Origin of the sequence: Pontibacter mangrovi (assembly GCF_006385705.1) — a bacterium.
GTDB lineage: Bacteria > Bacteroidota > Bacteroidia > Cytophagales > Hymenobacteraceae > Pontibacter > Pontibacter mangrovi.
Genome location: NZ_VFRQ01000008.1, coordinates 205,422 through 229,815 on the forward strand (window position 1 = coordinate 205,422; position 24,394 = coordinate 229,815).

Genomic DNA, 24,394 nt, shown 5'->3' on the forward strand with positions numbered 1-24,394 from the left:
ACTTTACAATTTCTTAGAGCGCAGTCGCAGGCTGTTTGTTACGACAGACACTGAGCTCAGGGCCATGGCGCCACCGGCAATCATCGGGTTTAAGAGAAAGCCTGTGAACGGGAACAGCACTCCCGCCGCCAACGGTATACAGATCACGTTGTAGAAAAAGGCCCAGAACAGGTTCTGATGGATGGTGCTTACCGTGGCCCGCGACAGCTTCACAGCTTTGGCCACCTGCGTCAGGTCGGAGCGCATGAGCGTAATCCCCGCCACTTCCATGGCTATATCAGTGCCCTGGCCCATGGCTATACTTACGTCGGCGGTGGCAAGCGCCTGCGCGTCGTTTATGCCGTCGCCCACCATGGCTACTACTTTGCCTTCGGCCTGCAGTCTCTTTACAAAATCAGCCTTGTCGGTCGGCATCAACTCTGCCTGATAATGCTCCACGCCTACTTGCCGGGCTACGGCAGCGGCCGTCTGTGCGTTGTCCCCGGTAAGCATGTATACGTCCAGACCGGCCTCGTGCAGGGCTTTTATGCCTTCGGCGGCAGCTGGTTTAATGGGGTCGCTTACGGCAAACACGGCCAGCGCCTGCTCCGGGTTGGCGAAGAAGATGGCTGTTTTGGCGTCTTCCTGCAGCTGCCGCGCCGCCTGCAGCAAATGCTCCGGCAGCTCCACCCCTTGCTGGCGCAACAGCTTCTCGTTGCCGGCCAGGTACCGTGTGCCATCAAACGCAGCCTCAATGCCTAAGCCTGTTAAGCTGTTAAAAGTATCGGGTTGCAGGGCCTGCTGACCCTGCTCTTTGTAGAAAGTATAAACGGCCTGCGCAATTGGGTGCTCCGACTGCGCCTCCATGGAAAAGAACAGCGTTTCCAGCTTTGCCTGGTCTGCCGCATCCTGCGCCCACACCACATCGGTAACAGAAGGTTTGCCTAAGGTGATGGTGCCTGTTTTATCCAGTATAACGGCATTTACCTTGTGCGCATGCTCCAGGCTCTCGGCGTCTTTTATCAGAATACCGTTCTCAGCGCCACGGCCCACGCCCACCATAATGGCCGTTGGCGTGGCCAGGCCAAGGGCGCAAGGGCAGGCAATCACCAGCACCGATATGGTGGAGAGCAGCGCCTCCGTCAGGTAAGCCTGCCCGCCAAACACCAGCCAGGCGGCAAAAGTCAGCACAGCGATCACCAGCACCACCGGCACAAAGATGCCCGCAATCTTATCCACTAGCTTCTGCACAGGTGCTTTGCTGCCCTGCGCCTCCTGCACCATTTTAATGATGTGCGCCAGCATGGTTTCGCCACCGGTTTTCTGCGCGATGATCTGCACGCTGCCCTTTTGGTTGATTGTACCGGCAAACACCGTATCGCCCTGCTGCTTCTGCACCGGTAGCGGCTCCCCGCTTAGCATACTTTCATCTACATAGGTGGTACCGGCAGCCACCTGCCCGTCTATCGGCACGCGCTCGCCGGGCAGCAGCACAACCCTGTCGCCTAGCTGCACTTCCTCTATCTTCAGCTCCATTTCAGTGCCGCTGCGCAGCACCCGAACGGTTTTCGGCTGCAGGCCCATCAGCTTTTTAATGGCCGAGGAACTGCGGTCTTTGGCGCCTTCCTCCAAGTACTTGCCCAAAAGTATAAACGCAATGATGACCGCCACCGCTTCAAAGTACACGTGCGGCATCAGCCCTCTCTGCAGGAAAAACTCCGGGTAAACCGTGTTGAACACGCTGAAGACAAAGGCGATGCCCGTGCTGAGCGCTACCAGGGTATCCATGTTGGCGCGGCCGTGCCTGGCCTGCGCCCAGGCACCCACAAAGAAGCGCTGGCCCGCCCATAGTAGTATAGGGGCCGTAAGTATGAGCATGGCCCAGTTGCCCCAGGCAAAGGTATCGTGGAAGAACATGCCCAGCACAAATACCGGCAAGGCCAGCGCACCTGCAAAAATAGTTTTTCGCCTTAGCTGCGCCAGTGCATTTGCCTGCCGCTCCTCCAGTTCCTCCTGCGTGGTCTCCTCAATCAATATATCAAAGCCGATCTCCTGCACCGTCTCACGCAGTTGGGCTGGTGTCACTTCCTTCTCGTTAAAAGCCACCTGCAGGGTTTTGCCGGCAAAGTTAACGTTGGCCTCAGCCACCCCCTCGCGCGTGTTAAGCATACTTTGGATGCTGTTGGCGCAGGAGGCGCAGGTCATCCCCTCAACCGGGTAGGACGCCTTTGTCAGTTTTATGTCTTTTACAGTTGCCATTTTTCATCGTTTTATCTTTTACAAAGATACGCCCTCACCCCTGGCTGGGTATTACAAAATTCCGGATAAGGATTACATGTTTTACAGGCGGTAACACGGCACTTTGCCAAAACTTGCACTTAAACCAGCAACTGCTCTCGGATTATAGTATAGAATATGATACTTCCTGTGGAAAAACCTTAAATAATAAATGAATTTAACGCTTCCTCTTGTTGTTATGGTGTGTTTCTATATTTTTATGTGCTGAAAGAAGATAACACAATATTGTAATAAAATAATAGTGCATCCTCTTAACGCTACGGTGTAGCATTGCCCTTTGCAGTTGCTGCCCTACTACTTATGCTATGAACACAAAGGAGACTGAGAACGGGTATGAGCGTATCATCAAGTACATAGGCATGTCCTTTGTAAGCATGCTGCTTGCTATACTTCTCGTTGTTTCTTTCTTTTTTGTTCAGACGCAGGAGATGCAGCAAGCGTATGGTACCAACGCGCGGGGCACTTACAAGCGCCTGGAGTTAGTAAACAACCTGCTCGAAAACAAGGAGCTTACCCGGAACCTGCTGCGGGAGCACATCCTGACCGAAGATGAGCATCACAAAGACAGTGTGCGGCAGGAGCTGGCAAAACTGCACCGGGAGAGCGAGGCCAACATCAAAGACCTGCACCAACTACTAAAGGAGCCTGAGCTGCTGCAAAGCCTGCACGTGATAAATGCGGACCTGGAAAGCTACCGCCAGCACATCGAGCACCTGCTGCAATTGTCCAACAACCAGCGGCAAGCCGACGCCATTGCTTATACTACTTCGCGCCTGGCGCCATTTTACATACAGAACCAAACCAACCTCATCAGCCTGAACAACAAGCTGATCGTCTCTGCCCGTCAGTTTAACAGTAGCTTTTTCCCGTTGTTTAGCAGCTTGGTAGATGATTACCTCCTGCTTCTGCTGCTTATTGTGCCTTTTATTTTTCTAGCCTCTTTTTCCTTCCACCGCATCACCAGGCGCCTGCAGCAGGAAAACCAGCGGCTAAATAAGGAGATGCAGGAGCGGGAGGCACTGCAAGAGGCTTTAGAGCTTACCGAGCAGCACTTTAAGCGGCTGTTCAACTTCAACCCCATACCTATGTATGAGTATGAGCAGCGCTCCCTGAAGATATTGGAAGTAAATCTGGCTGCCCTGAAGGAGTATGGCTATACCCGCGAAGAGTTTCTAAACTTGACGGTGCTTGACTTAAGGCCGCCCCAGGAGCACCAGCGCCTCAAAGACATGCTGCAGCACCCATCCTACATGCCCGATATCTCGAGAACCCTGTCGGCACTGCACATGCGCAAGGACGGCTCTACTTTTAAGGCGATGATTCGGTCTCAGGACTTGCCGGAGCGTAACGGCCAACTCCCGCGGCTGGTGATCGCTGAAAATGTGCAGGAGCGCGAAGGGTTTGTGGAGCGCCTGGAGAAAAGCGAGAAACAGCTGCGCGAGGTTAGCTCCAGCATTCCGGGTGCCGTGTACAGGTTTCAGGTGGAGGGTCTCGACAGGTTTACTTTCCCGTTTATAAGCGACGGTGTGGTAGAATTGTTCGGCGTAACTCCGGAGGAAGTATACCAAAACGCAGAAGTGCTGTTTAAAGCCGTCCACCCGCAGGACCAGGAAAACGTGAAGAATAGCATTAAAGCTGCGACAGCCCGTTTCTTGCCTTGGGAGCAGGATTTGCGCATCTGGAACAAGGCGCTGCAGAACTGGGGTTGGATCAGGGGCCATGCCCTCCCCTCTTCCCGGCAGAACGGCATATTTGTTTACAGCGGCACGTTTATCGACATCACGGACCAAAAAGAGGCACAGGCCAAGCTGATAGCCAGCGAGGCAAACCTGCGCGCCCTCCTGGACAGCTCCCCGCAAGCCATATACCTGCTGGATAAGGACCTGAACATTGCCATGTTTAATGCTGTAGCGGCCGATGAGGTAAAGAAACAAACGCTACACAACCTGGAGGTTGGGCAAAGCATCCTGCGCTATACTGCCGAAGACCATAGAAGTATAGTTCTGGAGAGCCATGCCCGTGCCTTAGAGGGAGAGACCACGCTGTTTGAGACCGGCTGCGGAGCGCTCTGGTTTGAGGTGTCTTTTCGCCCTGTGCTCACTTCAGACCAGGAAACCATTGCGGTTGCCCTCAACATACATGATATTTCGGAGCAACGGCGTACCGTAGCGGCCATTAAAGACAGTGAGCTGAAGCTTAGCCGCGCCCAGAACCTGGCGAAGATGGGCAGTTGGGAGTATGACCTCGTGAAGGACGAGTTGACTATCTCGGATAACATGTATAGTATTTACGGCCTGTCTCCACAAACCTTTATACCTACCTTCAATAGCATCGCTGCCTTTTTTCACCCTGATGATAAAGACAGGATACTGGCGGATTTTGGGCGTGCTATCGAAACAAAGAACAATGTTTCGGCCGGGCACCGCATTTGCCTGCCGAATGGGGAGGAGAAATACCTGCACCATGTTATGGAGCCTTTAGTAAATGATGAAGGCCGGGTGACACGCGTAATGGCTACGACGCAGGATGTTACGGAGCAGAAGCAAAGGGAAATTCTGATCACCGAAGCTCGCGACCGTTACCAATCCACGCTGGAGAACATCCCGGAAGTGATCTTCTCTTCAGACCCCAAGTTCCAGATCAACTACGTAAGCAAGCAGTGCCTGGAGATTACCGGTTATTCTGAGAAAGAGTTTACCACGACTAACTTTTGGCCTTCTATCATACACCCAGACGACCTGCCTACTTTAAATGAGCGGCTGCAGCAGGAGGTGCTGGCCGGCGAGCGTATTCAGCATGAGCTACGCATTATCTCCCGTGATAACCAGCTCAAATGGCTTACCCTGCGCATGTCCCCGAAGCTGGACGAGTACGGGAAAGTAGTGCGGATAGACAGCTCGGCAGCCGATATAACAGAACGTAAACGTACAGAGGCAAAGCGCTTTGTACTGACAGAGCAGCTACAGGTACAGAACAAAAACCTGCAACAGTTTGCCTACATCGTGTCGCACAACCTGCGCGCGCCAATCGCCAACATTATCGGCCTTACCTCGGTGTATAACCAAGAGCAGCCGGAGGTAGCCACCAATAGGCACATCATCAACAACCTCACCAAGTCGGCGCAGCACCTGGACCGCGTCATCCGCGACCTCAACGACATCCTGACGGTGCGGGGGCAAATATTGGACACCTTTGAGCGTGTGGTATTCAATGACTTGTTCTCAGAGATCCTACGGGCTGTCTCCATTAGGGTGGAGCAGGAGCGCGCTGTGATAGAGTATGATTTCAGTGAGGCGCCGGTTATAGTATCGCTGAGGAGCTATATTCACAGTATTTTGTTAAACCTTCTCACAAATGCTCTTAAATATCGCTCGCCCGAACGGAAGCCGCACATTTTTGTAAAGACTTCTACACAAAAGGATTATATTTGCATCAAAATTTCTGATAATGGCTTAGGCATCAATCTTGCAAAAGATAAAGACAAATTATTTGGGCTTTACAAACGCTTCCATCATCATATAGACGGCCGGGGACTTGGGTTACACCTGGTAAAGACCCAGGTAGAGCTGTTAGGGGGAAGAATAGATGTAGAAAGTGAGGTAGATGTAGGCACTACATTCAATATCTGCCTCAAATCTAAAGAGAGTTAGCAAAATGCACACATTACGAAAAGTAGTTCTGATTGACGACGATCAGATTAATAACTTTGTTTGTGAAACGATAATCAAAAGCGAGAATTTTGCTGAGACGGTTGTGTGTTATGAGTGGGCAGAGCAAGCGCTCCAAAACCTGAAAGCAACAGCCCAGGAAGCCCCTGCAGAATTTCCTGATCTCATTTTTCTTGACATCAACATGCCGGGCATGGATGGCTGGAGATTCCTGGAGGAGTACCGGGAACTGCCGGAGGAGGTGACAAGAAAGTGCTGCCTGTTTATGCTCTCTTCAGCCGTGGACAGAGAAGACATTATCTGCGCCAAGCAGCACAGCGAAGTAAAGGACTTTTTCTCAAAGCCGCTCTCGCCCGAAATCCTGCATTATATCCGGGAAGATTACGTGCTTTAAGCATAACATACTTACCTGCTTCAGCCACTCAGTAATGGGTGGCTTTTTTAATTTTTGCCTAATCTTATTGCCTGTCGCACTCGTATGGCAGATTATAGATTTAAAAAATCAAATATATTGAGATATAAATATTCTTATTTTAAATTTACACTAAATATAAACTAAAACTATTTATAAACAGAATATTTACAACCTATCCTTGAGAGGTGCGTAATGCTAAAACAAAGGGGCACTATATAGCTATATAGAAGCTTCACTTTATCAGATATTTGTTTTACCCACAGCATTTAAACCTCATGAAAAATCTTTTACTATTCGTTAGCATCCTGTTTATAAGCACATCAGCGTTTGCCCAGTCCGGCCACATGCTTAGCCGCGAATCCGAGCAGAAATGCACCCAGATCACCCGTAACATGGCGCAGGAGCTTCGCCTCAATGAGCTCGGCTATATCAAGTTAAAAGAGATCAACAAAGAGCGCATGCGCCTGACGGAAGAGGCGGTAAACAGCTACGCTGACAACCACGATATGCTGAACCAGAAGCTAGAGGAGATTGCCCGCAACTACGATGAAAAGATTACGGCCTTCCTGAACCCGAACCAACTGCAGGCTTACGCGAACTACAAAAAAGCGCAGCCAGCGGGCGTACGGTTTGCCTCTCTTGGGGCAGAATAATAGCACTTACACTTTAGGAAACACCGGGATGATGAAGGCCAACACACCTGTCGGCCTTCATCGAAAGGATCCTTCCATAAAAAGAGCGGGGAGCCCATTTGGGCTCCCCGCTCTTTTTATGGAACTCAGCCGCCTTTACCTGCGGCCATAGTCGGCATCGTCTGGCTTCTTTTTGTCCTTGCCCAGCGGCTGGTCTCCCCTCCGGATACCCGCCACGTCATCGTCCATGCCTGTGTCGCTGCCCTCAAACTCAAAACCGGGGCCCTGCGCTGTGGCCTCCTTGCTCTTCGGGTCATTGGCTCCGTAACCGGTAGTTTCGTCTCCCCCTATGTGCAGGTTTTTTAGCTTGTCTTTCTGCCCGGGTCTTTCGGTATAGCCTTCGGGCCCTATGTTTCGCTTAGCAGTCGGGTCTGGGTGGTTACCCATTCCTACACGCTCGTTATACTCGCTGTTTATGTTATTTTCCTTGTCAGGCGCTTCTTTTTTCTTATCTTCTTCTCTGTTATTCATCTCGATGGTATGTTTGGTTACCCTGAGGTATACGCTGTAGGGAGGCTGTAGTTTAAGCCCTGTCCATACTTAACATAAAAATTCAACTCGACAAGTTTTATAACAGACCGCCTGTTGAACAAGTATAAAACAGGAACAGGTAGCTCTGTTTGAGTGGCAGCAAGTATGGGCTGTTGTCTTATCTTTGCCAAAAGCAGGGCAGATGGCACCTCTCCTGCATTTAAAGTGTTAGCCAATAAACCTAACCAAAGCCCTGCATGAAGCTATCTAAAATATATGACCCGCGGGAGATGAACTCCTACCAGTTTGTGGCTACCACCGGCCTGGTAATGACGCTGGTGGCAAACCTGATCCTGATCTTTCTTGGCAAAACGGTGGAGAACTTCAACGCCCTCTACGTCTGCTGGCTGGTTTTCTTCACGCTCGGCACCATCGCCAACTTCAACAGCAAGCCAGACGAGCACGACCATCACCATTAATCTTGCTCCTTTTTCAGGAACTGGAGCAGCTCCTTGTGGAAGCGCTCTGTCGCCTCCAGATGTGGTATGTGCCCCACCTTTTGCAACTCTACCAGCTTAGCGCCGGGTATAGCACGGGCCGTGCGTTTGCCTAGCTGCGGGTACTGGCCATACTGCTGCAGCATCTGCTTGTCTTCTATGAACCCTTTGCCAACAATCGTACGGTCCTCCTGCCCTATAACAAGCAAGGTAGGCACTCGCACATCTGTAAACTCATACACCACAGGTTGCTGGTAGATCATACTATAGGTTAGGGCTGAAATTTTGGCCACCTTTGGGTATTCCGGGTGGTTTATCTGGGCGGCAGGCACCTGCACCCACTCATCATAAGGAGGTGCCCAGGAGGTGTAGTAGGTCTGGTGATACCTTTTAATTGCTGCCGCTGTTTGCTTCAGCTCCGCCTCGTACAGCTCCTGCATACTTTTAAAAGGCACGATCCGGCGGTAGTCCTCCAACCCGATCGGGTTTTCCAATACGAGCTTTGACGTGATATCCGGATACATAAGGGCAAAGCGTGTGGCCAGCATGCCGCCCATAGAGTGGCCCACCACCGCGACTTTCTCCACCCCCAGGCGCTTCAACAGCTCCCGGGTGTTCTGCGCCAGCTGATGGAAAGTATAATTGATCTCAGGCTTGTCTGATTTTCCGAACCCGATCTGGTCTGGCACCACAACACGATAGCCATTCTCAGCCAGATAGGCAATGGTTTGGCGCCAGTAGGCCCCAAAAAAGTTTTTGCCGTGTAACAGCAGCACCGTCGGAGCTTGCGGCACTTCTTTTGCCGGGGGCACGTCCATGTATGCCATTTTATATTGCCGCCCCTCCAGCTCCACATTAAAGTACAGTACCTCAAAAGGATATTCGTACCCCTCCAAAGTAGCACTCAGTGTGTCAGGCACCTGCTGTGCCTGCACTTGCCATACCAACAGGAAAAGGCTGACCAGCAGCAAACAATTCTTTTTCATAGTCTTACATTTAAAGCCTCACTTTACTTACTTCATAAGCTTAGGCAGGGTTTGTTCAAGAGAGGTCGGGAGCTTTCTACTTACTTTAACATTGTAGAAACTATGGTAGCTTCTGCTATAAGTCGCACAATACAACATTTTTTAAGCTGTGTCACAACAACATTCGCTATGTATATAGCTACTTTTCTATATTTAACCTTTCTTTCACAACATTTAGTTATCAACTTATTTTAAACAAACTTTTAGCCATGAGAAAATTTTACCTTTTAGTGTTCCTTTGCCTTAGCCTTGCCCTGCACAGCTGTGGCCCTCAGATTTACCAGGCTGCCTCCTTTGATCAGGTAAAGCAAAACCACAAAGTACTGGCCATTCTGCCTTTTGACGTAATCATCGAGGCCAGAAGGTTTCCAAAGGGCGTTACGGCAGAGATGATGGTCGAGCAGCAGCGTGACTATGGGTATGGGATGCAAGAAGACGTATACGGCTATTTCCTGCGCCAGATGAGCAAGGACAAGTACACTGTTAAGTTTCAGGATGTGAACAAGACCAATGCACTCTTGAATGAGGCTGGCCTGACGTATGAGGACCTTCGCACCACCTCCAAAGAGAAGCTATGCCAGGTACTGGGCGTAGACGCGATTGTTTCCGGTAATGCCACAATGTCCAAACCTATGTCTGATGGTGCTGCCGTGGCGGTGGGCCTACTGGTGGGCGCCTGGGGGCCCACCAACTCTGTGACTACCACTATCACCGTGCACGAGGCAGAAGCCGGCGACCTAATGTGGAAGTATGACTATGAGGCCTCAGGCAGTGTGTTCAGCAGCCGTCAGGCGCTATCCAACGCGCTGATGAGAAATTCCTCTAAGAAATTCCCTTACAAGAAGTCTTAAGCAGAGCATAAGTTAACTTATAAAAAAGTCCCGCCGCTATACGTAGCGGCGGGACTTTTTTATAAGTCTTTTAGAAGACTGCATAAAGCTAGCTGTAAAACAAAAGCCCATCGCAGTTGCGGTGGGCCTTGAGTAAATCACCAAACACTAAACTTTAGAATGTAAGGCCCACTGAGGCCTTTATAACGCGGTTGTAAGTCTCAAAATTGCCTTTGCTGTCGATGGGGTTGAGGCCATAGTCGTAGCCGGCGCTGATGTTGAAGCCGTTGGCAAACTTGTAGCCCACACCTCCTGTCACGGCTGCGTCAAACTCGCTGAAGCCGCTTTTCATGTCCCACTCCTGGTTAAGGGCCTTAAAGCCCAGCGCTCCTGCCTCGGCCGACACCTTGTTAGACAACAGGTAAGACACCTGCGGCCCTGCAAAGAAATGGAAGCCTTCGCCTACGTATACTTTGGCCAGCACAGGCAAGTCCAGGTACTCTGATTTATTCGTGAGGGTAACGTTGGCATTCAGGAAGTCTACCTCTTCTACCGGGAGTTTGCCACGCAGCACCATGCCTTTCTGAGAGTACTGCAGGCCCGGCTCAATCTCAAAACCTGGCGTCACCGGTATGGTTACATAGCCCCCCGCATGGAAGCCGGTGCGCATTTCCTGGGTGGCATAGCCATCCGCCATGTCCACCAGGTCCTGCACGCTCTGCATCGTTTCGCCGTCCCAGTCAGAGAAGTTGACGCCGGCCCTGATGCCGAAACGCAGCTGACCAGGGGTATTGTTGTTGTAATTATACGGTTGCTTGTTATATCGAACAGGTTGCTGCTGGGCCTCAGCGCTCGCGGCGGCCAGCCCTATAGCTACAGCTATAAGTAAAAAAATCCTTTTCATGGTAGTAGTAGTTAAGTTTCTTCATTCTTTTCCGTTAAGCTGGCCTGCTCAATCCGGTTGAATGAAAGAACCGTGCCAAAAGGGGAACTTTTTTACAGCAAACTGCATCACATCTTTCATAACTAATTATTAATCAAAAAAATAAAATTTTAATATCTCTGCACTTTGTGCATCAACAAGTATAAAAAGAAAGGCGCGGGAGCAGGTAAAAGCCTGTAATTGCTTAGCTTTGCCCCTTTAACTGAAGCCGAGAAAGAGATGAAAGACAGATCGCAGGTGCGCCTGAAGCAACTGGCCGTGCACCGGGTAGGTAATAAAGCAAAGGAAGAGGGTGTGATGGCCAGCAAGGAACTGGTGGACCTGCACGACGAGCAGCTGTACGACCTGCTGGTAAACTATTTCCTGTCGCCGTTTAAGCAGGAGGAGTTCTTCCGCTTTACCCATACTTCGGACCTGGCCCTGAACGAGATGTTCGCCTACTCGGCCCTGATCTTCTCCGAACCCCAAAACCTGCTGGAATACTCGGTGCACATTCTCAACCACCTCTACGAGCAGTCGGACCACCCCAAGGTGAAGAGCGGCGAGCTGTACGTGGCGCACTTTGAGGGCTGCCTGATGGAAGATGAAATAGTGGAGGCCATCGGCATCTTTAAGTCGGAAAACAAGGATACCTTCCTGACCTTTCAGGATGAGGCCGATGACCTGAACGTAGACTACCACTTCGGCGTGAACCTGAAAGGCGTGGACAAAGGCTGCATGATCTTTAACTCACAGGCCGAGGATGGCTTCCGGGTAAAGTTAGTGGATGCCAACAGCTACGACGCTGTTTTCTGGAAAGAGAACTTCCTGAACGTGACCGAGCTGAAGGACACGAACTACAACACAAAAACCGTTATGAACCTGTGCAAGGACTTCTCGGAGGAAGTGTACGCCCGCACCGAGAGCAAAAAGGCGCAGGTGGACTTTATCAGCCGCTCCGTGGACTACTTCTCTAAGAGCGAGACATTTGACCTGGAGGAGTTTACCAGCAGCGTGATAGACGAGCCGGAGACTAAGGAGCGATTTAAAGAGTATAGCCATACCTTTGCCGAGGAGCGCGACATAGAGGGCTTCACCGATTTTGCCATTAACAAGAACACGGTGCGCAACATGAAACGCAAGTTCCGCAACTTTATTAAGCTGGACACGCAGATCGAGATTAAGTTCAGCGGCTATAACCCCGAGCAGAGCGAGCAGTACGTGGAGCGTGGCTTTGACAAGGAGCGCGGCATGCACTTTTACAAAGTATACTTCTACAACGAGAGCTGACCGAAACTATAGGCAGCCCAAAACTGTTTTGCTTACCTTGTTAAAACCGGAATGAAAATTGCCTTCTATTGCCGAAGGATTTTAATTACTGACTATATGAAGAAGATTGTTTTTGCCGTCGCACTTGCTCTGGCCGCCCCGGCTGCGTTTGCACAAGCCCCACAGCCGCAAGCCAAGGCAGCTCAGGCTCAGCCAAGCCTGGAGCAGCGTGCCGAGGCCATTACCGCTGGCTTTGCCAAAAACCTGCGCCTATCGCCTCAGCAAACGCAGAAAGTATACGCCATTAACCTAGCTGGCCTACAACAAGCCGAAGAGGCCAAGACAAAGTATAAAAACAACCCCAAAAAGCTGGTGCACCAGATGGACGTGATCAGCCAGACACGGCTCTCACAACTCAAGGACGTGCTCACGCCGCTGCAGTTTCAGCAGTACCAGCAGCGGCGGGAAGAGAAAATGGGCGTGCCGAGCCAGATGCAAAGTAACCCAGCAGCCAGGCAACAGAACGCAGCCTACCAAAACAGTTATTAAAGGCATCATAAAATGAAAGCATGGTCATAGTACCATGCTTTCTTGTTTATAGGCCATCCTTCACCCGCTTTTCTCTTCCGTTCATCACCTTTTCAAATACGTTCGAAATCCTACACCGTATTTCGCCAACTTTTCTATCTCACTTTAATATAAGCCACTATATAACTGGCATTTACACAATTATGCTTGTAGTATAAATTTGAGGCATGACAAAGGTACAGACAGAGGAAAAGGTTATTTTAGTGAAAGACGATGAGCTCTGCACCATGAAGATCAACGTGACGAGGTCGCTGTTTTCGTTTTACTGCAAAAAGCATTTGGAGAGCGAGCAAATCCGGCAGAACTTCATGCTCATGCTCAACCTGGTTCATACCTATAAGATTAAATATGTGATGGGGCAGGCGCGGGCTCTTCACCATCTTAATGCGCAGGACAATCATTGGCTATGCACCAACATCATTCCGAAAGTAGAAGCATCTACAGTCCTGAAGTGGGCACGCATAGAGCACCCCAACTCTATGTTAGAGTTTAACTCCAATCAAATAAAGCAAAAGCTGAACAAAACAGGCAAGGTTCAATTTCAGTCGTTTATGGACGAGGAAAGCGCCTTGCTGTGGCTTTTTGACGAAGTATAACATTTCCTCTTTACTTATCCTGCTGCATCCGTCAGCACACCCTTCACCTGCCGGGCAGGCTCCTTTAGCTCCTGCCGCTGCTGCTCCGTTACAACGGCTCCCGGCGGCTTGTAAAGTATAAGAAAGCGCTCCCTCCACGATTTAGCGTGCTTCATGTCCTGCCAAATATCCATCCACTCATGGAAAACCAAGTATACCGGATTAAAGGAGGTGACAGGCTTGGTGAGGCCATACTTTACCTGCTCCCGCTCCGGCTCAAAGGTGCCAAACATCCTGTCCCAGATAATGAACGTGGAGCCATAGTTTTTATCGATATAGCCGGGGTTGGAGCCGTGGTGCACGCGGTGGTGCGAGGGCGTCACGAAAATATACTCAATGGGCTTAGGCAGCTTGCGCACCAGCTCTGTGTGCACAAAAAACTGGTACAGCACCGCCACCTGATGGCAGATAAAAAAGGTAAACGGGTCGATGCCCAGAAATGGGACCGGCGTGAAAAAGATGAACTTGATGTGCTGTGTCCAGCCGGTGCGGAACGAAACCGAGAAGTTCATGCGCTCCGAGGAATGATGCGTCACGTGGGTGGCCCACCAAAACCGCTGCTCATGCGCCACCCGGTGTGCCCAGTAGCGGCAAAAGTCAATGGCCACAAAACAGATCACAAAGGTCCACCACCCGCGCGGAATAGCCCAGGGCACAGCGTTGTAGATTACCAGAGCCAGGCCGAAAAGCCATACTTTAAGCGCGCCGCCGATAAGCGTGTTGACTGCGCCGATGGACAGCGCCGAGACAAATTCTGTTTTATGATAGGTTTCGCGCCTTTTGTAGATACCATACAGCCACTCCCCCACCACCGACAGCACGATAACCGGGATGGCGTAGTGCATAATAGTCAGTTCATCTAGGCGCTTCAGCTCATCAAATGCGTAAATCTCTTTCTCCATATCAGAACAATCCGGTATAGCCTACTTCAACGGCCTAGGGCGTAAAGGGTTCATGCGCCTGGCGGCAAAAAATGCAGCTGCAGGCAGGAATTGGCGCAGGATTCGTACCTTTGGCTAAAAACCATACTATGCGCATCCGAAAGAAAGTGAAAGTTGCCATTCCGCAGCAGGGCTCCCGCTTTGCCGCCCTGGAGGTGTTTGTGAAAGCCGCCGAAAAAGATAACTGGACGGAGCAGGAAATCCAGTTCGTGATAAACGAGGTGGTAGAAGCCTGCGATGACAAAGAGGGCTTCGAGATTCTGCAGGATTATACTTTGTAGCCGGTAAAAGCATCAGAAATTTACTTACCGCTGCTTTTTTAGCTGATAATTTTTGACTGTCCTGTAGCCCCTAAAGCAAAGCGGCAGCCACGTTGCCAGTAGCTGCCACTCTAACAAATGGGTTTATACTTGCTTCTTAAGCCTGTGCTTCCACCGGCTGCAGTTGCAATTCCTCCTGGTGCTGCTGCAGCACAGTAATAATAAAGCTGATGTGCTCTTTCAGGTCTACGCCAAACTTTTCTGCTCCCAGTTTTACTTCTTCCCTGTCCACGGAGGCTGCAAAGCTCTTTTGCCCCAGCTTCTTCAGCACCGACTTAGCCTCCAGCCCCTGCAGCCTTGTTGGCCGCACCTGCGCACAGGCAACTACAAAGCCAGTCACTTCATCGCAGGCTAGCAGGGCCTTGTCCAGCAAGCTGTTATAGGGTACGCCCCATTTTGTGTAGTGTGCCGATATGGCGTGCGCGATCTCCTCCTCGCCCCGCTCGCGCAGCATGTTCACGATCACGTTTGGGTGCTGGTCCGGGTGCGCCTCGTAGTCGGCATCGTGCAGCAGTCCGGTTATCCCCCACTGCGCTTCATCTTCGCCTAATTTGGCGGCATAGACACGCATTACCAACTCTACGGTGCGGGCATGGCGCAGCAGGCTTTCGCTTTTGGTCATGCTGCGCAGTGTGTCTTGGGCCTCCTGGTATGTTATCATCTCTTGAGCAATTGGTTTAGATGCCTAAAATAACGATAATCCTGCAGTCGCCAAAGCGTGGTTTATACTTGTAGGATGCTATTCCTCGGGTTTGCGTTGCTGCTGCACCAGGGTCTGCAGCTCGGCTCGCAGCATTTTCAGTTCGTGCTGCAGCTGCTCTATTTGCCTTGCTCCCGCCACTTCGGTTTTGCCGCTGCCGGCGTCGGTATCTATAAAGAAGCTGGCTACTGTAGCGGTAAAGTACCCAAACACCGCAAAGCCGTAAATGGCCAGCAAAAGGCACAGGATGCGCCCTTCGGGCGTTACCGGAAAGTAGTCGCTGCCGATGGAGGTTAGCAGCATCACCGTCCACCAAAGGGCATCGCCATAGGTGTTCAGGCCGTTATCGCTTTCCAGGGCATACATGCCGCCTGCTCCTCCCACTATCACCATCAGGGTAAGGGCCAGCACATAGCCAAAAGCGCGGCGCTGCATGGTTTTGCCCAGGCTGCGCATGCCCCTGTTAATGGAGGCCACCACCTTTACCAGCCGCAGCCCACGCGCCGCCCGCACCGTACCGATCAGCCGGAAAGCCCTCGTGATGCGGAACAGCCGCAAGGCCGGCACCGCCAGGGATATAGTCGTGAGCACGTTGCGCCGAAGGTAAGTTGTTTTGTGTGGCGCAAGTATAAACTTAATCAGAAAGTCTAAGACAAACAGCCCCCAGATGATGTTGCTGATGATCTGCAGCACCGAGTTCAGCGACCAAATTAGCTCTACCAGCAGCAGCACAAGCCAGAAAAAGCCTAGGATAACCATCGGCAGTTCCAAGGCATCCTGCAGCCTGTTCAGCAATTCATAGCGTTCTCTAACCAGTAAGCGCTTTTCGGCGCCTGCACGTACGTTTTTCTTACCCATTTTTTATCAGGTTTGGGCGCTGCACAAACTGCAGCGCCTCCTGCATAGGGTACGGGCAAGGCCTTGGTTCGTTTGCCGGGCCTAATCTAACTTGGCAATCTGCACATTATCCCAGCGGCCCATGATCGGGTCTCTTTTCCCTACGAGAATGTCGATTTGCCTGTGCATGCGCTTGTTCATAATGTCCCGCACCACATACACGCCATCCAATTCATCGGAGATGCCGGTGATCCATAGCGAGTCGCCAAATTCCATCTCGCCGCCCCACCTGCTGTGCAGGTCGCGCGATACGGCAATCCATCGGTGTATTTTGGGGTCTCTTTTGTTGATGCGGGAGCCGTCGGCAGTGATGAAGGGGGTGCTGTCGGTCTGGCCTGGCTCTGGATGGTAAATGGAGGCAGAAACAGTCAGGGTTTGTGGGAGTTCTGCCGCCGGCAGTGGTTCGGTTTCTTCTTCTGGAGGCCAACTAAGTGGCGCTTCTTCGACTTTCGGCGCGGGGGATTCAGCTGTAAAAAAGGATATCTCCTCTGCCAGTGCTATGACTACATAGAACACTGCTGCGAGTACTTTAATCCTAAACATAAGCAGTCCATTTCGTGAAACATCGATTTTCTAAACAATAACCCGCTTAAACGACAGTTTCTCCGATTGGTTATGCTATGTTGTGCCAGCGCTAGTAAAAAAGCAAATTTTCAGGACTGATTTATACTTATAATTTTTCAACAATTTATTATATCATATCAATAATGTTTAAACTTTTGCTAGGCTATCAAAAGCTCTCTTCTACCCATGTAACAGCCTTACCATCAACATCTTACTTTGCACGTACATACTTTTTATAGATGATGTAGCCGATGAACAAGGCTAAGCTAATGGCAGACACCCAGATAAGGCCGTTTTTGAGCCGCTCGTTGTTCTCGCCCAGCCAGGCAAGCAACACTGTAAGCGGCACAATACCGGCCAGCGTGGCACCAATGAACCTTATAAAGCCCATCCCGGCCAGCCCTGCCACAAAACTTACCGCATCGTTGGAGAGAAACGGAGACAGGCGCGCGATAATGATGGCCCAGATGCCGTAATCGTCCATAAAGCCGGACACTTTTTGCTCCGATTTCTTGCCTATCAGCTTCCGGACCCCGGCCTGCCCTACGCTACGCCCGATCCAGTAGCCAAGGGTAGAGGCCACCAAAACGGCTCCTACCGCAATCACCGAGCCCCACACAGGGCCGTAAGCAATAATCGCCACCAGCATCAGGGCCACCACATTAATGACCAGCAGGAACATCTGGGCGATCATGGCCAGCACGATAAAGAACGGTCCCCAAAAACCAAACTGGCTCACCCACTCCGAGATGCGCTTTTCCTCCCCGCTCGTGAGCACGTCCCAACCTTTATCCACTCCTTGCTGAAACCCGGGAAATAAAAAGTAGGAACCTATCAGGCAGCCTATAAGTATAGCGGTGATCAGCAGCGGCCACTTGCTTTGCTTGTCGTCAGTGTCGGCCTCTTGGGTGTGATGCTGCTCTTTTGACGGCTCAGGTTCCTGGTGCCGCTGGCCGGCCTTTACACGTTCATGGTGTTTTTTTACGTCTTTCTGTTTCTCGCTCATACGTGGTGCTTGCCTTTCGTTTGTCTTTAGACGTGGCGCCATTGCCTTTGGTTGGCGTTATAACAGAAATCGCATTGGCATTAAACGTATAAGTATAAAGTTGCCCCTGCGGCTCTGGCCCAACTGTATAAGAAACAAACATGTGCTGATAGTGCGGCCCAATGGTGCTGCTCATGTGCCGCTGCACCACATCCGGCGCCAGCGGCTGGGTTCCTGTTGGCTCCGGTTTGCCTTCGCCGTAGGCAATGGCAGCCACCAGGCCGCTTACCAGGCCCGCCACATGCCCCTCCCACGACACCCGTTCCTCTCCCGGAAAAAGACCGTAGAACAGCCCGCTGTACAGAAAAAGTATCGCCAGCGACACTGCCATAGCCCCGCGGTGCTGCCGCAGAAACCCATTAAACAGCAGAAAGCCTGCCAGCCCGTAGACCACCCCGCTAGCGCCAATATGGTACGCCTGCCGCCCTACAACCCAGGTAAGCAGGCCACTGAGCAGGTATACCAGCACGATTACTTTGGAAGCCACGCGCCGGTGCATGTAAAGTATAAATCCTGATAAAAGCAGCAGCGGGAACGTATTGGAAAGCAGGTGCAGCAAATCGCCATGAATAAGCGGCCCCAGAAACACCCCGATCAAGCCCAGGAAGGTACGTGGCCTGATTCCCAGAAAAGCCAGGTCGGCACCGGTAAGGTAGCTCAGCAGGCTCACCAGCCACATCAGGGCCACAAATAGCAGCCCAGGTAAAAAGCTGTAGCCAAAATGCGGCGCGTTTTCTGGCAAGGCGGCAGTATAGTCTCTTCTCCGGGTAGTTGGCATAAATTGGTAGCGTTTATCTTAAAGATAAGGCAAATGAACAGAATCCGGCGCAGAAGCCTTTACCTAATCTGTGCTTTTAAACGTAAAGTACCGCTACAGGTCCTGCTCCGGACGGCACCTGCCAGGGCAAGAAAGTTTAAAAAGGTGCGTTAACAAGATATCATGCTGAAGTGCCAACATACGCGTAAATTCCTGTCCCATACTTGGATATGGCTTCTCCCTTTGCTGTCTGCGCTGCTACTTTCCTGCGAAGGATCCGATGCGCAGCGGCAGAGCTATGCAGACCAGCAGAACCTGTTCTTTCCCGTGGAGCATGAGCCTTATAACCGGCCATCGTCCTTGCTGGCGGCCCTGGAGGACACTTCCTCTTATTGGGTAGACTCGGTTTTTAACACCCTTACGCCTGAGGAGCGCATCGCGCAGCTTATCGTAATTGAGGCATTCTCGAACAAAGGCCCCAAGTATGAGGCAGACGTGATGCGGCTGATAAAAGAATATAAAGTAGGGGGAATCATCTTCTTTCAGGGAGGGCCGGTGCGCCAGGCAAAGCTCACCAACAGGTACCAGGCTGCCTCTAAGGTGCCGCTCTGGATTTCTATGGACGCCGAAAACGGCGTGGGCATGCGCCTGGACTCTGCCGTGGAGTACCCTTCGCAGCAAATGCTGGGCGCCCTGGCCGAGGACACCCTCATTTACCGCCTGGGCGAGGAAGTGGCGCAGGAGTTTAAGCGGCTGGGCATGCACATTAACTTCGCGCCGGTGGCCGACGTGAACAACAACCCCGACAACCCCGTGATCAGTTACCGCTCGTTTGGCGAGAACAAGTATGATGTGGCCACTAAAAGTATGGCTTATATGCGGGGCATGCAGGATGGGGGCATTATGGCCGTGGCCAAGCACTTTCCGGGCCATGGCGATACTGATGTGGACTCGCACTACGACCTGCCCGTTATCCCGTTTAGCCGCCAGCGCCTCGACTCGCTGGAGCTGTACCCTTTCCGGGAGCTGGTCCGGCACGGGCTGGGCGGCATGATGGTGGCCCACATGCACGTTCCGCAGCTCGACTCCACCACCAACCTGCCCTCCACCCTCTCTAAGCCCATCGTAACCGGCCTTTTGAAAAAGCAGCTCAATTACAACGGGCTTATCTTTACGGATGCCATGGTGATGAAGGGCGTAACGAAATATTTCGAACCCGGAGAAGCTGAGGCGCGCGCGCTGATGGCTGGCAATGATGTGCTGGAGCGCCTCAACAGCGTTCCCAAAGCCATCGCCGCTGTTAAAAAGGCCATCGACAAGGGGCAGATGACGCAGGAGGAGATAGACCGCCGCTGCAAGCGCGTGTTGGCAGCCAAGCAGTGGCTGGGGCTGGACAAGTATAAACCCGTGGCGCTGGAGAACCTGTACGAAGACCTTAACCCGCCTATCGCCGACCTGATCAACAAGCGTATTGCGGAGGGCGCCATTACTTTGCTAAACAACAAGAAAAAGATGCTGCCCCTGCGCCTTACCCCGCGGATGCGCGTGGCCACGTTGGCCATCGGGGCAAACCGGGTAACGGCCTTTCAGCGGCAGGTGAACCAGTTAACGGACAAGACAGACGACTACTATATTTCGCGCAAAGCAGACGCCAAGGAAACCAAGAAGCTCTGGAAAAAGCTGAAAAAGTATGATGTGGTGCTCGTGGCACTGTACGGCCCCTCCATTCGCCCATCAAACCACCTTGGTTACTCCAAAGACGCCGCTAAACTGGTGCAGCAGCTGGCCCGGTCTAATAAGTCTGTCATCACCCTGTTTAACAATGCCTATACTTTAAACCAGCTCCCGGATATTGAAGAGAGCCGCGCCCTGCTGTTGGCCTACCAAGGGTACTTTCATGCACAGGCGGCGGCTGCCGAGGCTATCTTTGGCAAAGTACCCACCCGTGGCCGGCTGGCGGTTACTGTGAACAAGCACTTTGGCTACGGCGACGGCATCCGGCTGAACAAATCCTTTATTGCAGAGCGCTAAAGCATCCTGATTGGCTGTGTTGCGTATGAGGTAGCAAAACATGAACGCACACCGATGAAAAAGCCCCTACGCCATTACAAGCTGGTTTTTATACTTTGCCTGGCCTCTGCCCTCTATAGCTGCGACGGACGCCGTGAGGTAGAAGACACCACAGTGATAACCTCTGACGAAGACACAGCCAGCGTGGTGCAATCGGGGCAAACGGCGGAGGAGGAACTGGAGGAGTTCAGGGGATGGCTGAACAAGCAGGCTGAAAAAGGCGACACCGCCATCCGGCGGGAGTGGCCCGAGGTAAAAGAAGAGCTTCGGCGGCGCAACGCGCAGCTGGAAAGTAAGTTCGACAGCCTTTCGGCGCAATCCAAGGAAGAGTATAGGCAACTGCAGGAGCGGTACCGCAATTGGGAAGACCGCCAGGAGCGCCGCATGCAAGAGCCGCTTAGCGCAGATAAAGTAACGCAATGGCAAGAGCAGCTGCTGCGGGAGTATGCCGACATTGAAGAGCTTCAGGCCAACCAGCTGCGCGAGGCATACTTAACTTTTATGGGCACGGTGCGCACCAAGCGCAAAAGCTGGTCGCAGAACGACTGGGATTATGTGGACCATGTATACGGGCAGCTAAACCAGCGCCGCCGCCAGGTGGAAGGGCAGGTAAGCACCGCCGACAACCTCAAAATCCGTACTTTGCAGGCAGAATACTTAACCTTGGAAGGTGCTGCCGATACCCAGGATATGTTCCGGGATGTGGAGGAGTAGCGAAGTATAACAGTATACAATCCGGCAGCAAGTATGTAGGCCTCAATTGGCTGGGCTTTAAGGAATTTTATACTTTAGACAGGTAGCAAGGCAACTAGTTTACAGGAGCAAAGAAGTCGAGGGCTGCCCGGTTAAACGCTGCCGGTACTTCTTGCGGCGCGTAATGAGAAGCACCTTTGAAAATCTTCAGCGTTGCCCCTTGGATATGCTCGGCTATAGCCTTAGTATGCATTTCCAGCACCACGTCCTGTTCGCCTGCCATCACCAGCGCTGGAACTTTAAGGGCTCTTAGCTCAGCAAAGGTCATGTTAGGCTCGTGCAGCAGCAACCGCAGGCGCCTCGCTTGGTTCAGCGACTGCTCATCCTCCTTCCCCTCCAAGGCCTCAAGCTGCCTGTTAAACAGCGCCAGAAGCCCACTTTCTACAGCGGTCTCGTCGGGGAAAAGATTGGCCCCCATTACAGCGATCCTTTTCACATAGGCAGGATAGTGGAGAGCCATTATCAAAGCTGTGTTACCGCCGTCACTCCATCCAAGTATGTTTACCTCTTTCAGGTGCAAAGAGTCCAGCAGTTGCTTCATGTCCAAAGCAAACAAATCATAGGTCAGTTCCTGCGTCACATCGTCGCGGCTCTTCCCGTGGGCGCGCGTATCAATGGCAATCACGCTGAACTTTTTTGAAAGCGCTTCGATCTGCCGGGAAAAAGCGGAAATAGACTGCCCGTTGCCGTGGAGCAGCAGGAGAGGCTCCCCCTGGCCGTAGGTTTCGTAGTATAGCCTTGCGCCATTGACCTGCACAAAATGCCCAACCTGCAGGCTGTCCCCAAAACTATACTTGTCCGTCAGGGTTACAGGCGCCTCCATAGACAGGAAGCTCAGGTATTTCAGGCTGTCAGGTAGCGCGTATACTTCTTCAGGGTTTGTCTCTGTTGCTATACTCTTATTTCTGCCCCTGTAGGAGTCGGCTGTAAGGTAAAAGCTAAGGTAGCCGGGGCTAACTTCTTTCCATTTGTCCTGGCTCTTGTTGCGGAAAAGTATGGCATGCGTAGGAACCGGCACGGCAGAAACTCCAAAAGATGTGCTATTGCCATCTACCGCCTCACTTTTCAGCCATTGAATGGTAACGGCCACCTTATCCTGCCCTTCCAGGAAAATATGGTACTTGCTCAGGTCCACCTTCACCCATCCTTTGGGCTCCGTCACGTCGAACACAATATCTTCTTTCAGAAGGGACCGGTCAGGCAGCCCGTCGCTTACACTGTATATATTTAGGCGGAACCTGACATACTTGAACCTGTTGAACGCCACATGCATGTTAAAATTCCTCAGGAGCACCTCCTCGTCCAGCTGTATAAGCGTACCCTGTTCTTTTGCGAGTTCGTCAGATATAAGATTGCTTTCGGTAAACATGTTGGCCGCCATCAACGTCGAGCTTCCCCTCCTGCCAAAGGTTTTCGTCTTGATTTTGCGGGCCTTTATCGTTACCTCCTTCAGGCTAACCTGGGCCGGAGCCAGGCGCACCCGCTGGCGCCCCTGCTGCAAGGCTGCGACGGAAATCTCTGTACTATTATAGCCAACGCAGGATATGATCACCTGCTCCTCATCAGAAACAGCAGTAGCGGGAACAGCAAAGCGGAAGCGTCCGTTTTCATCGGCAACCGTGCCCAGGCTTTTACCTTTGATGCCAACCGTGGCGTATGGTACCGGCTGGTTCTGATTTATGTCCACAACCTCGCCTTCCAAAAACAGGCTCTGAGAGGCAGCGGAAGTATACAGGAGCAACAGGAACAGGTGCAGGAGCAGACGTAACGCTTTCATAGGTGGTTGGGTGGTTATTTGGGAGAGTATGATTCTTTGATTGGCCGATGTTGAAAGATGACACCGCTAGCCAAAGTATACATCAACTTATGGCGCGGTAAAATCACAGCTTATTCATTGAGCGAACTAATGCCTTGCTCTTTAAGCCGTAGAAGGTGCTCTTTCATTGTCTTAACTTGCTCTGTTGGGTGGCCTTGCCAAAGCGTCACTTCTCCTACAACCCGAAACGGGTGGGTAGAACGGTATGACATGGACGGGTTACCTGGAAATTTTTTATCTGTCAAGTCAGGGTCATCTTCAATGGGGCCCGTTGGCTCCACTAAATAAATTCTTTCACGTCCTTCTCCAAATGCCAGCTCGGCGCCCCAAATGGCAGCATCCAACGTAGCGCTCAAAAAAATGTACTTCGCGTTTTTCCTTTGGCCATAGTTCGAGTTGAAGCCAACCCCAATTAGGTCGCCAACTTTTAAATCAGCCTTTGTTCCGTGGAAATAGGTTTGAGCGAAAGGTGTCGCCCCATGTGTCTTTGATGTTGGTTTGCCTTTGCCCTGTTCCATTGCCGAAGTCTATACTTAAATATGCCCGCTAACCCTTAAGATAAACGTAAACATACATTTATTTGCACGATCAGGTAAAAGGCACAAGTGCTTTTTTTAGTAAAAGCACTCGCTTTTGCTCGCGAGAGACAAACAGATGGCGCCGTAAATGGCCCCCGCTGGCTAAACAACCGAAGGTATTTGTCTTGGCCTATAGATTTCCCAACAGTACCTGGCAAGCTTTCTTTCACATCTCCCAATTTATAGGTAAGAAGCATCTCCCTGGCTGCATGTACATGATTTTCTGGTTTCATACCTGCCTTGTCTTTCCAGCAATGGAGCTACAGGATATAGGCTTTTAACAGTGCCCAATAAAATTAAGTACGTGCTGCGGGCCATGCTAGTATATAGGGGGTGCTGCACCTGCCTAGGCTGTAGGAAGTAAGTCTGCAAAAGCCGCTTAGCGGCTCGTTTCGGTTGATTTGGCAGGGAGGAAGCATTTTAAGCCTTGAGGTACACCCGGAACTCCGTGCCCTCGCCTTCTTTGGAGCACACCTCTACGCGGCCTGCGGCATTATCTACGATTTTTTTGATGATGTAAAGGCCGATGCCCGAACCATCAACATGGTCGTGGAAGCGCTTGAACATCGTAAAAAGCTGCTCCTGGCAACGCTCGCTCATGCCCAGGCCGTTGTCCCTGACCTCCAGCACAAACCACTCCCCCTCTTTGCTTGTCTTCACGCTG

The 24,394-nt window shown here is 51.6% G+C and carries 25 protein-coding genes; 11 read left to right on the forward strand and 14 right to left on the reverse strand.

Going from position 1 to position 24,394, the window contains the following annotated elements:
• Window positions 1-3 precede the first annotated feature (3 nt).
• Window positions 4-2,238 carry a heavy metal translocating P-type ATPase gene (locus FJM65_RS15685; RefSeq protein ID WP_239022982.1) on the reverse strand — a complete coding sequence of 745 codons (2,235 nt, stop codon included), beginning with the start codon at window positions 2,236-2,238 and terminating at the stop codon, window positions 4-6.
• Between the two features lie 344 nt (window positions 2,239-2,582).
• On the opposite strand from FJM65_RS15685, the gene FJM65_RS15690 reads away from it, so the two are divergent.
• From FJM65_RS15690 to FJM65_RS15700, 3 genes are all read left to right on the forward strand, one after another.
• Window positions 2,583-5,927 (forward strand): PAS domain S-box protein, encoded by a 3,345-nt coding sequence (locus FJM65_RS15690; RefSeq protein ID WP_140622494.1) that lies wholly within the window; start codon window positions 2,583-2,585, stop codon window positions 5,925-5,927.
• A 4-nt stretch (window positions 5,928-5,931) separates the two neighbouring features.
• Complete coding sequence (locus FJM65_RS15695) at window positions 5,932-6,339, forward strand: response regulator (RefSeq protein ID WP_140622495.1); 408 nt, start codon at window positions 5,932-5,934, stop codon at window positions 6,337-6,339.
• Between the two features lie 296 nt (window positions 6,340-6,635).
• Window positions 6,636-7,013, forward strand: coding sequence for a hypothetical protein (locus FJM65_RS15700; RefSeq protein ID WP_140622496.1), 378 nt, complete (start codon window positions 6,636-6,638; stop codon window positions 7,011-7,013).
• Between the two features lie 135 nt (window positions 7,014-7,148).
• Here FJM65_RS15700 and FJM65_RS15705 read toward each other — a convergent pair whose 3' ends face one another.
• Complete coding sequence (locus tag FJM65_RS15705; protein ID WP_140622497.1) at window positions 7,149-7,523, reverse strand: hypothetical protein; 375 nt, start codon at window positions 7,521-7,523, stop codon at window positions 7,149-7,151.
• A gap of 257 nt (window positions 7,524-7,780) precedes the next feature.
• Between FJM65_RS15705 and FJM65_RS15710 the strand changes: the two genes are divergently transcribed.
• The gene (locus tag FJM65_RS15710) at window positions 7,781-8,002 is read left to right on the forward strand and encodes a hypothetical protein (protein ID WP_140622498.1); all 222 of its coding nucleotides are present in this window, start codon (window positions 7,781-7,783) and stop codon (window positions 8,000-8,002) included.
• Here FJM65_RS15710 and FJM65_RS15715 read toward each other — a convergent pair.
• Window positions 7,999-9,006: an alpha/beta fold hydrolase gene (locus tag FJM65_RS15715; protein WP_140622499.1), complete on the reverse strand. Its 1,008-nt coding sequence runs from the start codon at window positions 9,004-9,006 to the stop codon at window positions 7,999-8,001. The two genes, FJM65_RS15710 and FJM65_RS15715, sit on opposite strands and share 4 nt — an antisense overlap.
• Window positions 9,007-9,254: 248 nt before the next feature.
• Here FJM65_RS15715 and FJM65_RS15720 point away from each other — a divergent pair, with 248 nt between their 5' ends.
• Window positions 9,255-9,896: a hypothetical protein gene (locus FJM65_RS15720; protein WP_140622500.1), complete on the forward strand. Its 642-nt coding sequence runs from the start codon at window positions 9,255-9,257 to the stop codon at window positions 9,894-9,896.
• Between the two features lie 154 nt (window positions 9,897-10,050).
• On the opposite strand, the gene FJM65_RS15725 is transcribed toward FJM65_RS15720, so the two are convergent.
• On the reverse strand, window positions 10,051-10,779 hold the full coding sequence (locus tag FJM65_RS15725) for a porin family protein (protein WP_140622501.1): 729 nt from the start codon (window positions 10,777-10,779) through the stop codon (window positions 10,051-10,053).
• Window positions 10,780-11,037: 258 nt separating this feature from the next.
• On the opposite strand from FJM65_RS15725, the gene FJM65_RS15730 reads away from it, so the two are divergent.
• The 3 genes from FJM65_RS15730 (at window position 11,038) to FJM65_RS15740 (ending at window position 13,250) form a co-directional block, all read left to right on the forward strand.
• Entirely contained in the window at window positions 11,038-12,087 is a 1,050-nt protein-coding gene (locus FJM65_RS15730; protein WP_140622502.1) for a nucleoid-associated protein, read from the forward strand.
• A 96-nt stretch (window positions 12,088-12,183) separates the two neighbouring features.
• Window positions 12,184-12,615 carry a hypothetical protein gene (locus FJM65_RS15735; protein ID WP_140622503.1) on the forward strand — a complete coding sequence of 144 codons (432 nt, stop codon included), beginning with the start codon at window positions 12,184-12,186 and terminating at the stop codon, window positions 12,613-12,615.
• A gap of 206 nt (window positions 12,616-12,821) precedes the next feature.
• Window positions 12,822-13,250: a hypothetical protein gene (locus FJM65_RS15740; RefSeq protein ID WP_140622504.1), complete on the forward strand. Its 429-nt coding sequence runs from the start codon at window positions 12,822-12,824 to the stop codon at window positions 13,248-13,250.
• A 14-nt stretch (window positions 13,251-13,264) separates the two neighbouring features.
• Here FJM65_RS15740 and FJM65_RS15745 read toward each other — a convergent pair whose 3' ends face one another.
• Window positions 13,265-14,191, reverse strand: a complete 927-nt coding sequence (locus tag FJM65_RS15745; protein WP_140622505.1) for a sterol desaturase family protein — start codon at window positions 14,189-14,191, stop codon at window positions 13,265-13,267.
• A gap of 128 nt (window positions 14,192-14,319) precedes the next feature.
• Between FJM65_RS15745 and FJM65_RS15750 the strand changes: the two genes are divergently transcribed.
• Window positions 14,320-14,511, forward strand: a complete 192-nt coding sequence (locus FJM65_RS15750; RefSeq protein ID WP_140622506.1) for a hypothetical protein — start codon at window positions 14,320-14,322, stop codon at window positions 14,509-14,511.
• A gap of 136 nt (window positions 14,512-14,647) precedes the next feature.
• Here the strand turns inward: FJM65_RS15750 and FJM65_RS15755 are convergent, their stop codons facing one another.
• The 5 genes from FJM65_RS15755 to FJM65_RS15775 all read right to left on the reverse strand — a co-directional run bounded on the left by FJM65_RS15755 (window position 14,648) and on the right by FJM65_RS15775 (window position 18,534).
• Complete coding sequence (locus FJM65_RS15755) at window positions 14,648-15,211, reverse strand: HD domain-containing protein (RefSeq protein WP_140622507.1); 564 nt, start codon at window positions 15,209-15,211, stop codon at window positions 14,648-14,650.
• A gap of 78 nt (window positions 15,212-15,289) precedes the next feature.
• Window positions 15,290-16,108 carry a potassium channel family protein gene (locus FJM65_RS15760; protein WP_140622508.1) on the reverse strand — a complete coding sequence of 273 codons (819 nt, stop codon included), beginning with the start codon at window positions 16,106-16,108 and terminating at the stop codon, window positions 15,290-15,292.
• A gap of 81 nt (window positions 16,109-16,189) precedes the next feature.
• Complete coding sequence (locus tag FJM65_RS15765; RefSeq protein ID WP_239022983.1) at window positions 16,190-16,663, reverse strand: RlpA-like double-psi beta-barrel domain-containing protein; 474 nt, start codon at window positions 16,661-16,663, stop codon at window positions 16,190-16,192.
• A 259-nt stretch (window positions 16,664-16,922) separates the two neighbouring features.
• Complete coding sequence (locus tag FJM65_RS15770) at window positions 16,923-17,717, reverse strand: TVP38/TMEM64 family protein (protein ID WP_140622509.1); 795 nt, start codon at window positions 17,715-17,717, stop codon at window positions 16,923-16,925.
• Window positions 17,680-18,534: a rhomboid family intramembrane serine protease gene (locus FJM65_RS15775; protein WP_140622510.1), complete on the reverse strand. Its 855-nt coding sequence runs from the start codon at window positions 18,532-18,534 to the stop codon at window positions 17,680-17,682. The genes FJM65_RS15770 and FJM65_RS15775 overlap by 38 nt, the downstream gene beginning before the upstream one ends.
• Window positions 18,535-18,696: 162 nt before the next feature.
• Here FJM65_RS15775 and FJM65_RS15780 point away from each other — a divergent pair, with 162 nt between their 5' ends.
• Together FJM65_RS15780 and FJM65_RS15785 are read left to right on the forward strand one after the other, a co-directional pair.
• Window positions 18,697-20,544, forward strand: coding sequence for a glycoside hydrolase family 3 protein (locus tag FJM65_RS15780; RefSeq protein ID WP_140622511.1), 1,848 nt, complete (start codon window positions 18,697-18,699; stop codon window positions 20,542-20,544).
• Between the two features lie 54 nt (window positions 20,545-20,598).
• Window positions 20,599-21,297, forward strand: a complete 699-nt coding sequence (locus FJM65_RS15785; protein ID WP_140622512.1) for a hypothetical protein — start codon at window positions 20,599-20,601, stop codon at window positions 21,295-21,297.
• Window positions 21,298-21,391: 94 nt separating this feature from the next.
• On the opposite strand, the gene FJM65_RS15790 is transcribed toward FJM65_RS15785, so the two are convergent.
• The 4 genes from FJM65_RS15790 to FJM65_RS15805 all read right to left on the reverse strand — a co-directional run.
• Entirely contained in the window at window positions 21,392-23,113 is a 1,722-nt protein-coding gene (locus FJM65_RS15790; protein WP_140622513.1) for an alpha/beta fold hydrolase, read from the reverse strand.
• Window positions 23,114-23,223: 110 nt separating this feature from the next.
• A complete protein-coding gene (gene arr / locus FJM65_RS15795; RefSeq protein ID WP_140622514.1) occupies window positions 23,224-23,670 on the reverse strand; it encodes an NAD(+)--rifampin ADP-ribosyltransferase in 447 nt (148 codons plus the stop codon).
• A gap of 35 nt (window positions 23,671-23,705) precedes the next feature.
• A complete protein-coding gene (locus tag FJM65_RS15800) occupies window positions 23,706-23,963 on the reverse strand; it encodes a hypothetical protein (protein ID WP_140622515.1) in 258 nt (85 codons plus the stop codon).
• Between the two features lie 187 nt (window positions 23,964-24,150).
• A partial coding sequence (locus FJM65_RS15805; protein WP_140622516.1) for an ATP-binding protein occupies window positions 24,151-24,394 on the reverse strand: 244 nt, incomplete at its 5' end.

Excerpts from the sequence above, each read along its gene's own strand:
- FJM65_RS15725 (WP_140622501.1), bottom strand. The coding sequence starts at position 10,779 with ATGAAAAGGATTTTTTTACTTATAGCTGTAGCTATAGGGCTGGCCGCC.
- FJM65_RS15700 (WP_140622496.1), top strand. The coding sequence starts at position 6,636 with ATGAAAAATCTTTTACTATTCGTTAGCATCCTGTTTATAAGCACATCA.
- FJM65_RS15710 (WP_140622498.1), top strand. The coding sequence starts at position 7,781 with ATGAAGCTATCTAAAATATATGACCCGCGGGAGATGAACTCCTACCAG.
- FJM65_RS15750 (WP_140622506.1), top strand. The coding sequence starts at position 14,320 with ATGCGCATCCGAAAGAAAGTGAAAGTTGCCATTCCGCAGCAGGGCTCC.
- FJM65_RS15735 (WP_140622503.1), top strand. The coding sequence starts at position 12,184 with ATGAAGAAGATTGTTTTTGCCGTCGCACTTGCTCTGGCCGCCCCGGCT.
- FJM65_RS15770 (WP_140622509.1), bottom strand. The coding sequence starts at position 17,717 with ATGAGCGAGAAACAGAAAGACGTAAAAAAACACCATGAACGTGTAAAG.
- FJM65_RS15695 (WP_140622495.1), top strand. The coding sequence starts at position 5,932 with ATGCACACATTACGAAAAGTAGTTCTGATTGACGACGATCAGATTAAT.
- FJM65_RS15730 (WP_140622502.1), top strand. The coding sequence starts at position 11,038 with ATGAAAGACAGATCGCAGGTGCGCCTGAAGCAACTGGCCGTGCACCGG.
- FJM65_RS15755 (WP_140622507.1), bottom strand. The coding sequence starts at position 15,211 with ATGATAACATACCAGGAGGCCCAAGACACACTGCGCAGCATGACCAAA.
- FJM65_RS15780 (WP_140622511.1), top strand. The coding sequence starts at position 18,697 with ATGCTGAAGTGCCAACATACGCGTAAATTCCTGTCCCATACTTGGATA.
- FJM65_RS15775 (WP_140622510.1), bottom strand. The coding sequence starts at position 18,534 with ATGCCAACTACCCGGAGAAGAGACTATACTGCCGCCTTGCCAGAAAAC.
- FJM65_RS15745 (WP_140622505.1), bottom strand. The coding sequence starts at position 14,191 with ATGGAGAAAGAGATTTACGCATTTGATGAGCTGAAGCGCCTAGATGAA.
- FJM65_RS15800 (WP_140622515.1), bottom strand. The coding sequence starts at position 23,963 with ATGAAACCAGAAAATCATGTACATGCAGCCAGGGAGATGCTTCTTACC.
- FJM65_RS15715 (WP_140622499.1), bottom strand. The coding sequence starts at position 9,006 with ATGAAAAAGAATTGTTTGCTGCTGGTCAGCCTTTTCCTGTTGGTATGG.
- FJM65_RS15785 (WP_140622512.1), top strand. The coding sequence starts at position 20,599 with ATGAAAAAGCCCCTACGCCATTACAAGCTGGTTTTTATACTTTGCCTG.
- FJM65_RS15760 (WP_140622508.1), bottom strand. The coding sequence starts at position 16,108 with ATGGGTAAGAAAAACGTACGTGCAGGCGCCGAAAAGCGCTTACTGGTT.
- FJM65_RS15685 (WP_239022982.1), bottom strand. The coding sequence starts at position 2,238 with ATGGCAACTGTAAAAGACATAAAACTGACAAAGGCGTCCTACCCGGTT.
- FJM65_RS15720 (WP_140622500.1), top strand. The coding sequence starts at position 9,255 with ATGAGAAAATTTTACCTTTTAGTGTTCCTTTGCCTTAGCCTTGCCCTG.
- arr (WP_140622514.1), bottom strand. The coding sequence starts at position 23,670 with ATGGAACAGGGCAAAGGCAAACCAACATCAAAGACACATGGGGCGACA.
- FJM65_RS15705 (WP_140622497.1), bottom strand. The coding sequence starts at position 7,523 with ATGAATAACAGAGAAGAAGATAAGAAAAAAGAAGCGCCTGACAAGGAA.
- FJM65_RS15790 (WP_140622513.1), bottom strand. The coding sequence starts at position 23,113 with ATGAAAGCGTTACGTCTGCTCCTGCACCTGTTCCTGTTGCTCCTGTAT.
- FJM65_RS15690 (WP_140622494.1), top strand. The coding sequence starts at position 2,583 with ATGAACACAAAGGAGACTGAGAACGGGTATGAGCGTATCATCAAGTAC.
- FJM65_RS15740 (WP_140622504.1), top strand. The coding sequence starts at position 12,822 with ATGACAAAGGTACAGACAGAGGAAAAGGTTATTTTAGTGAAAGACGAT.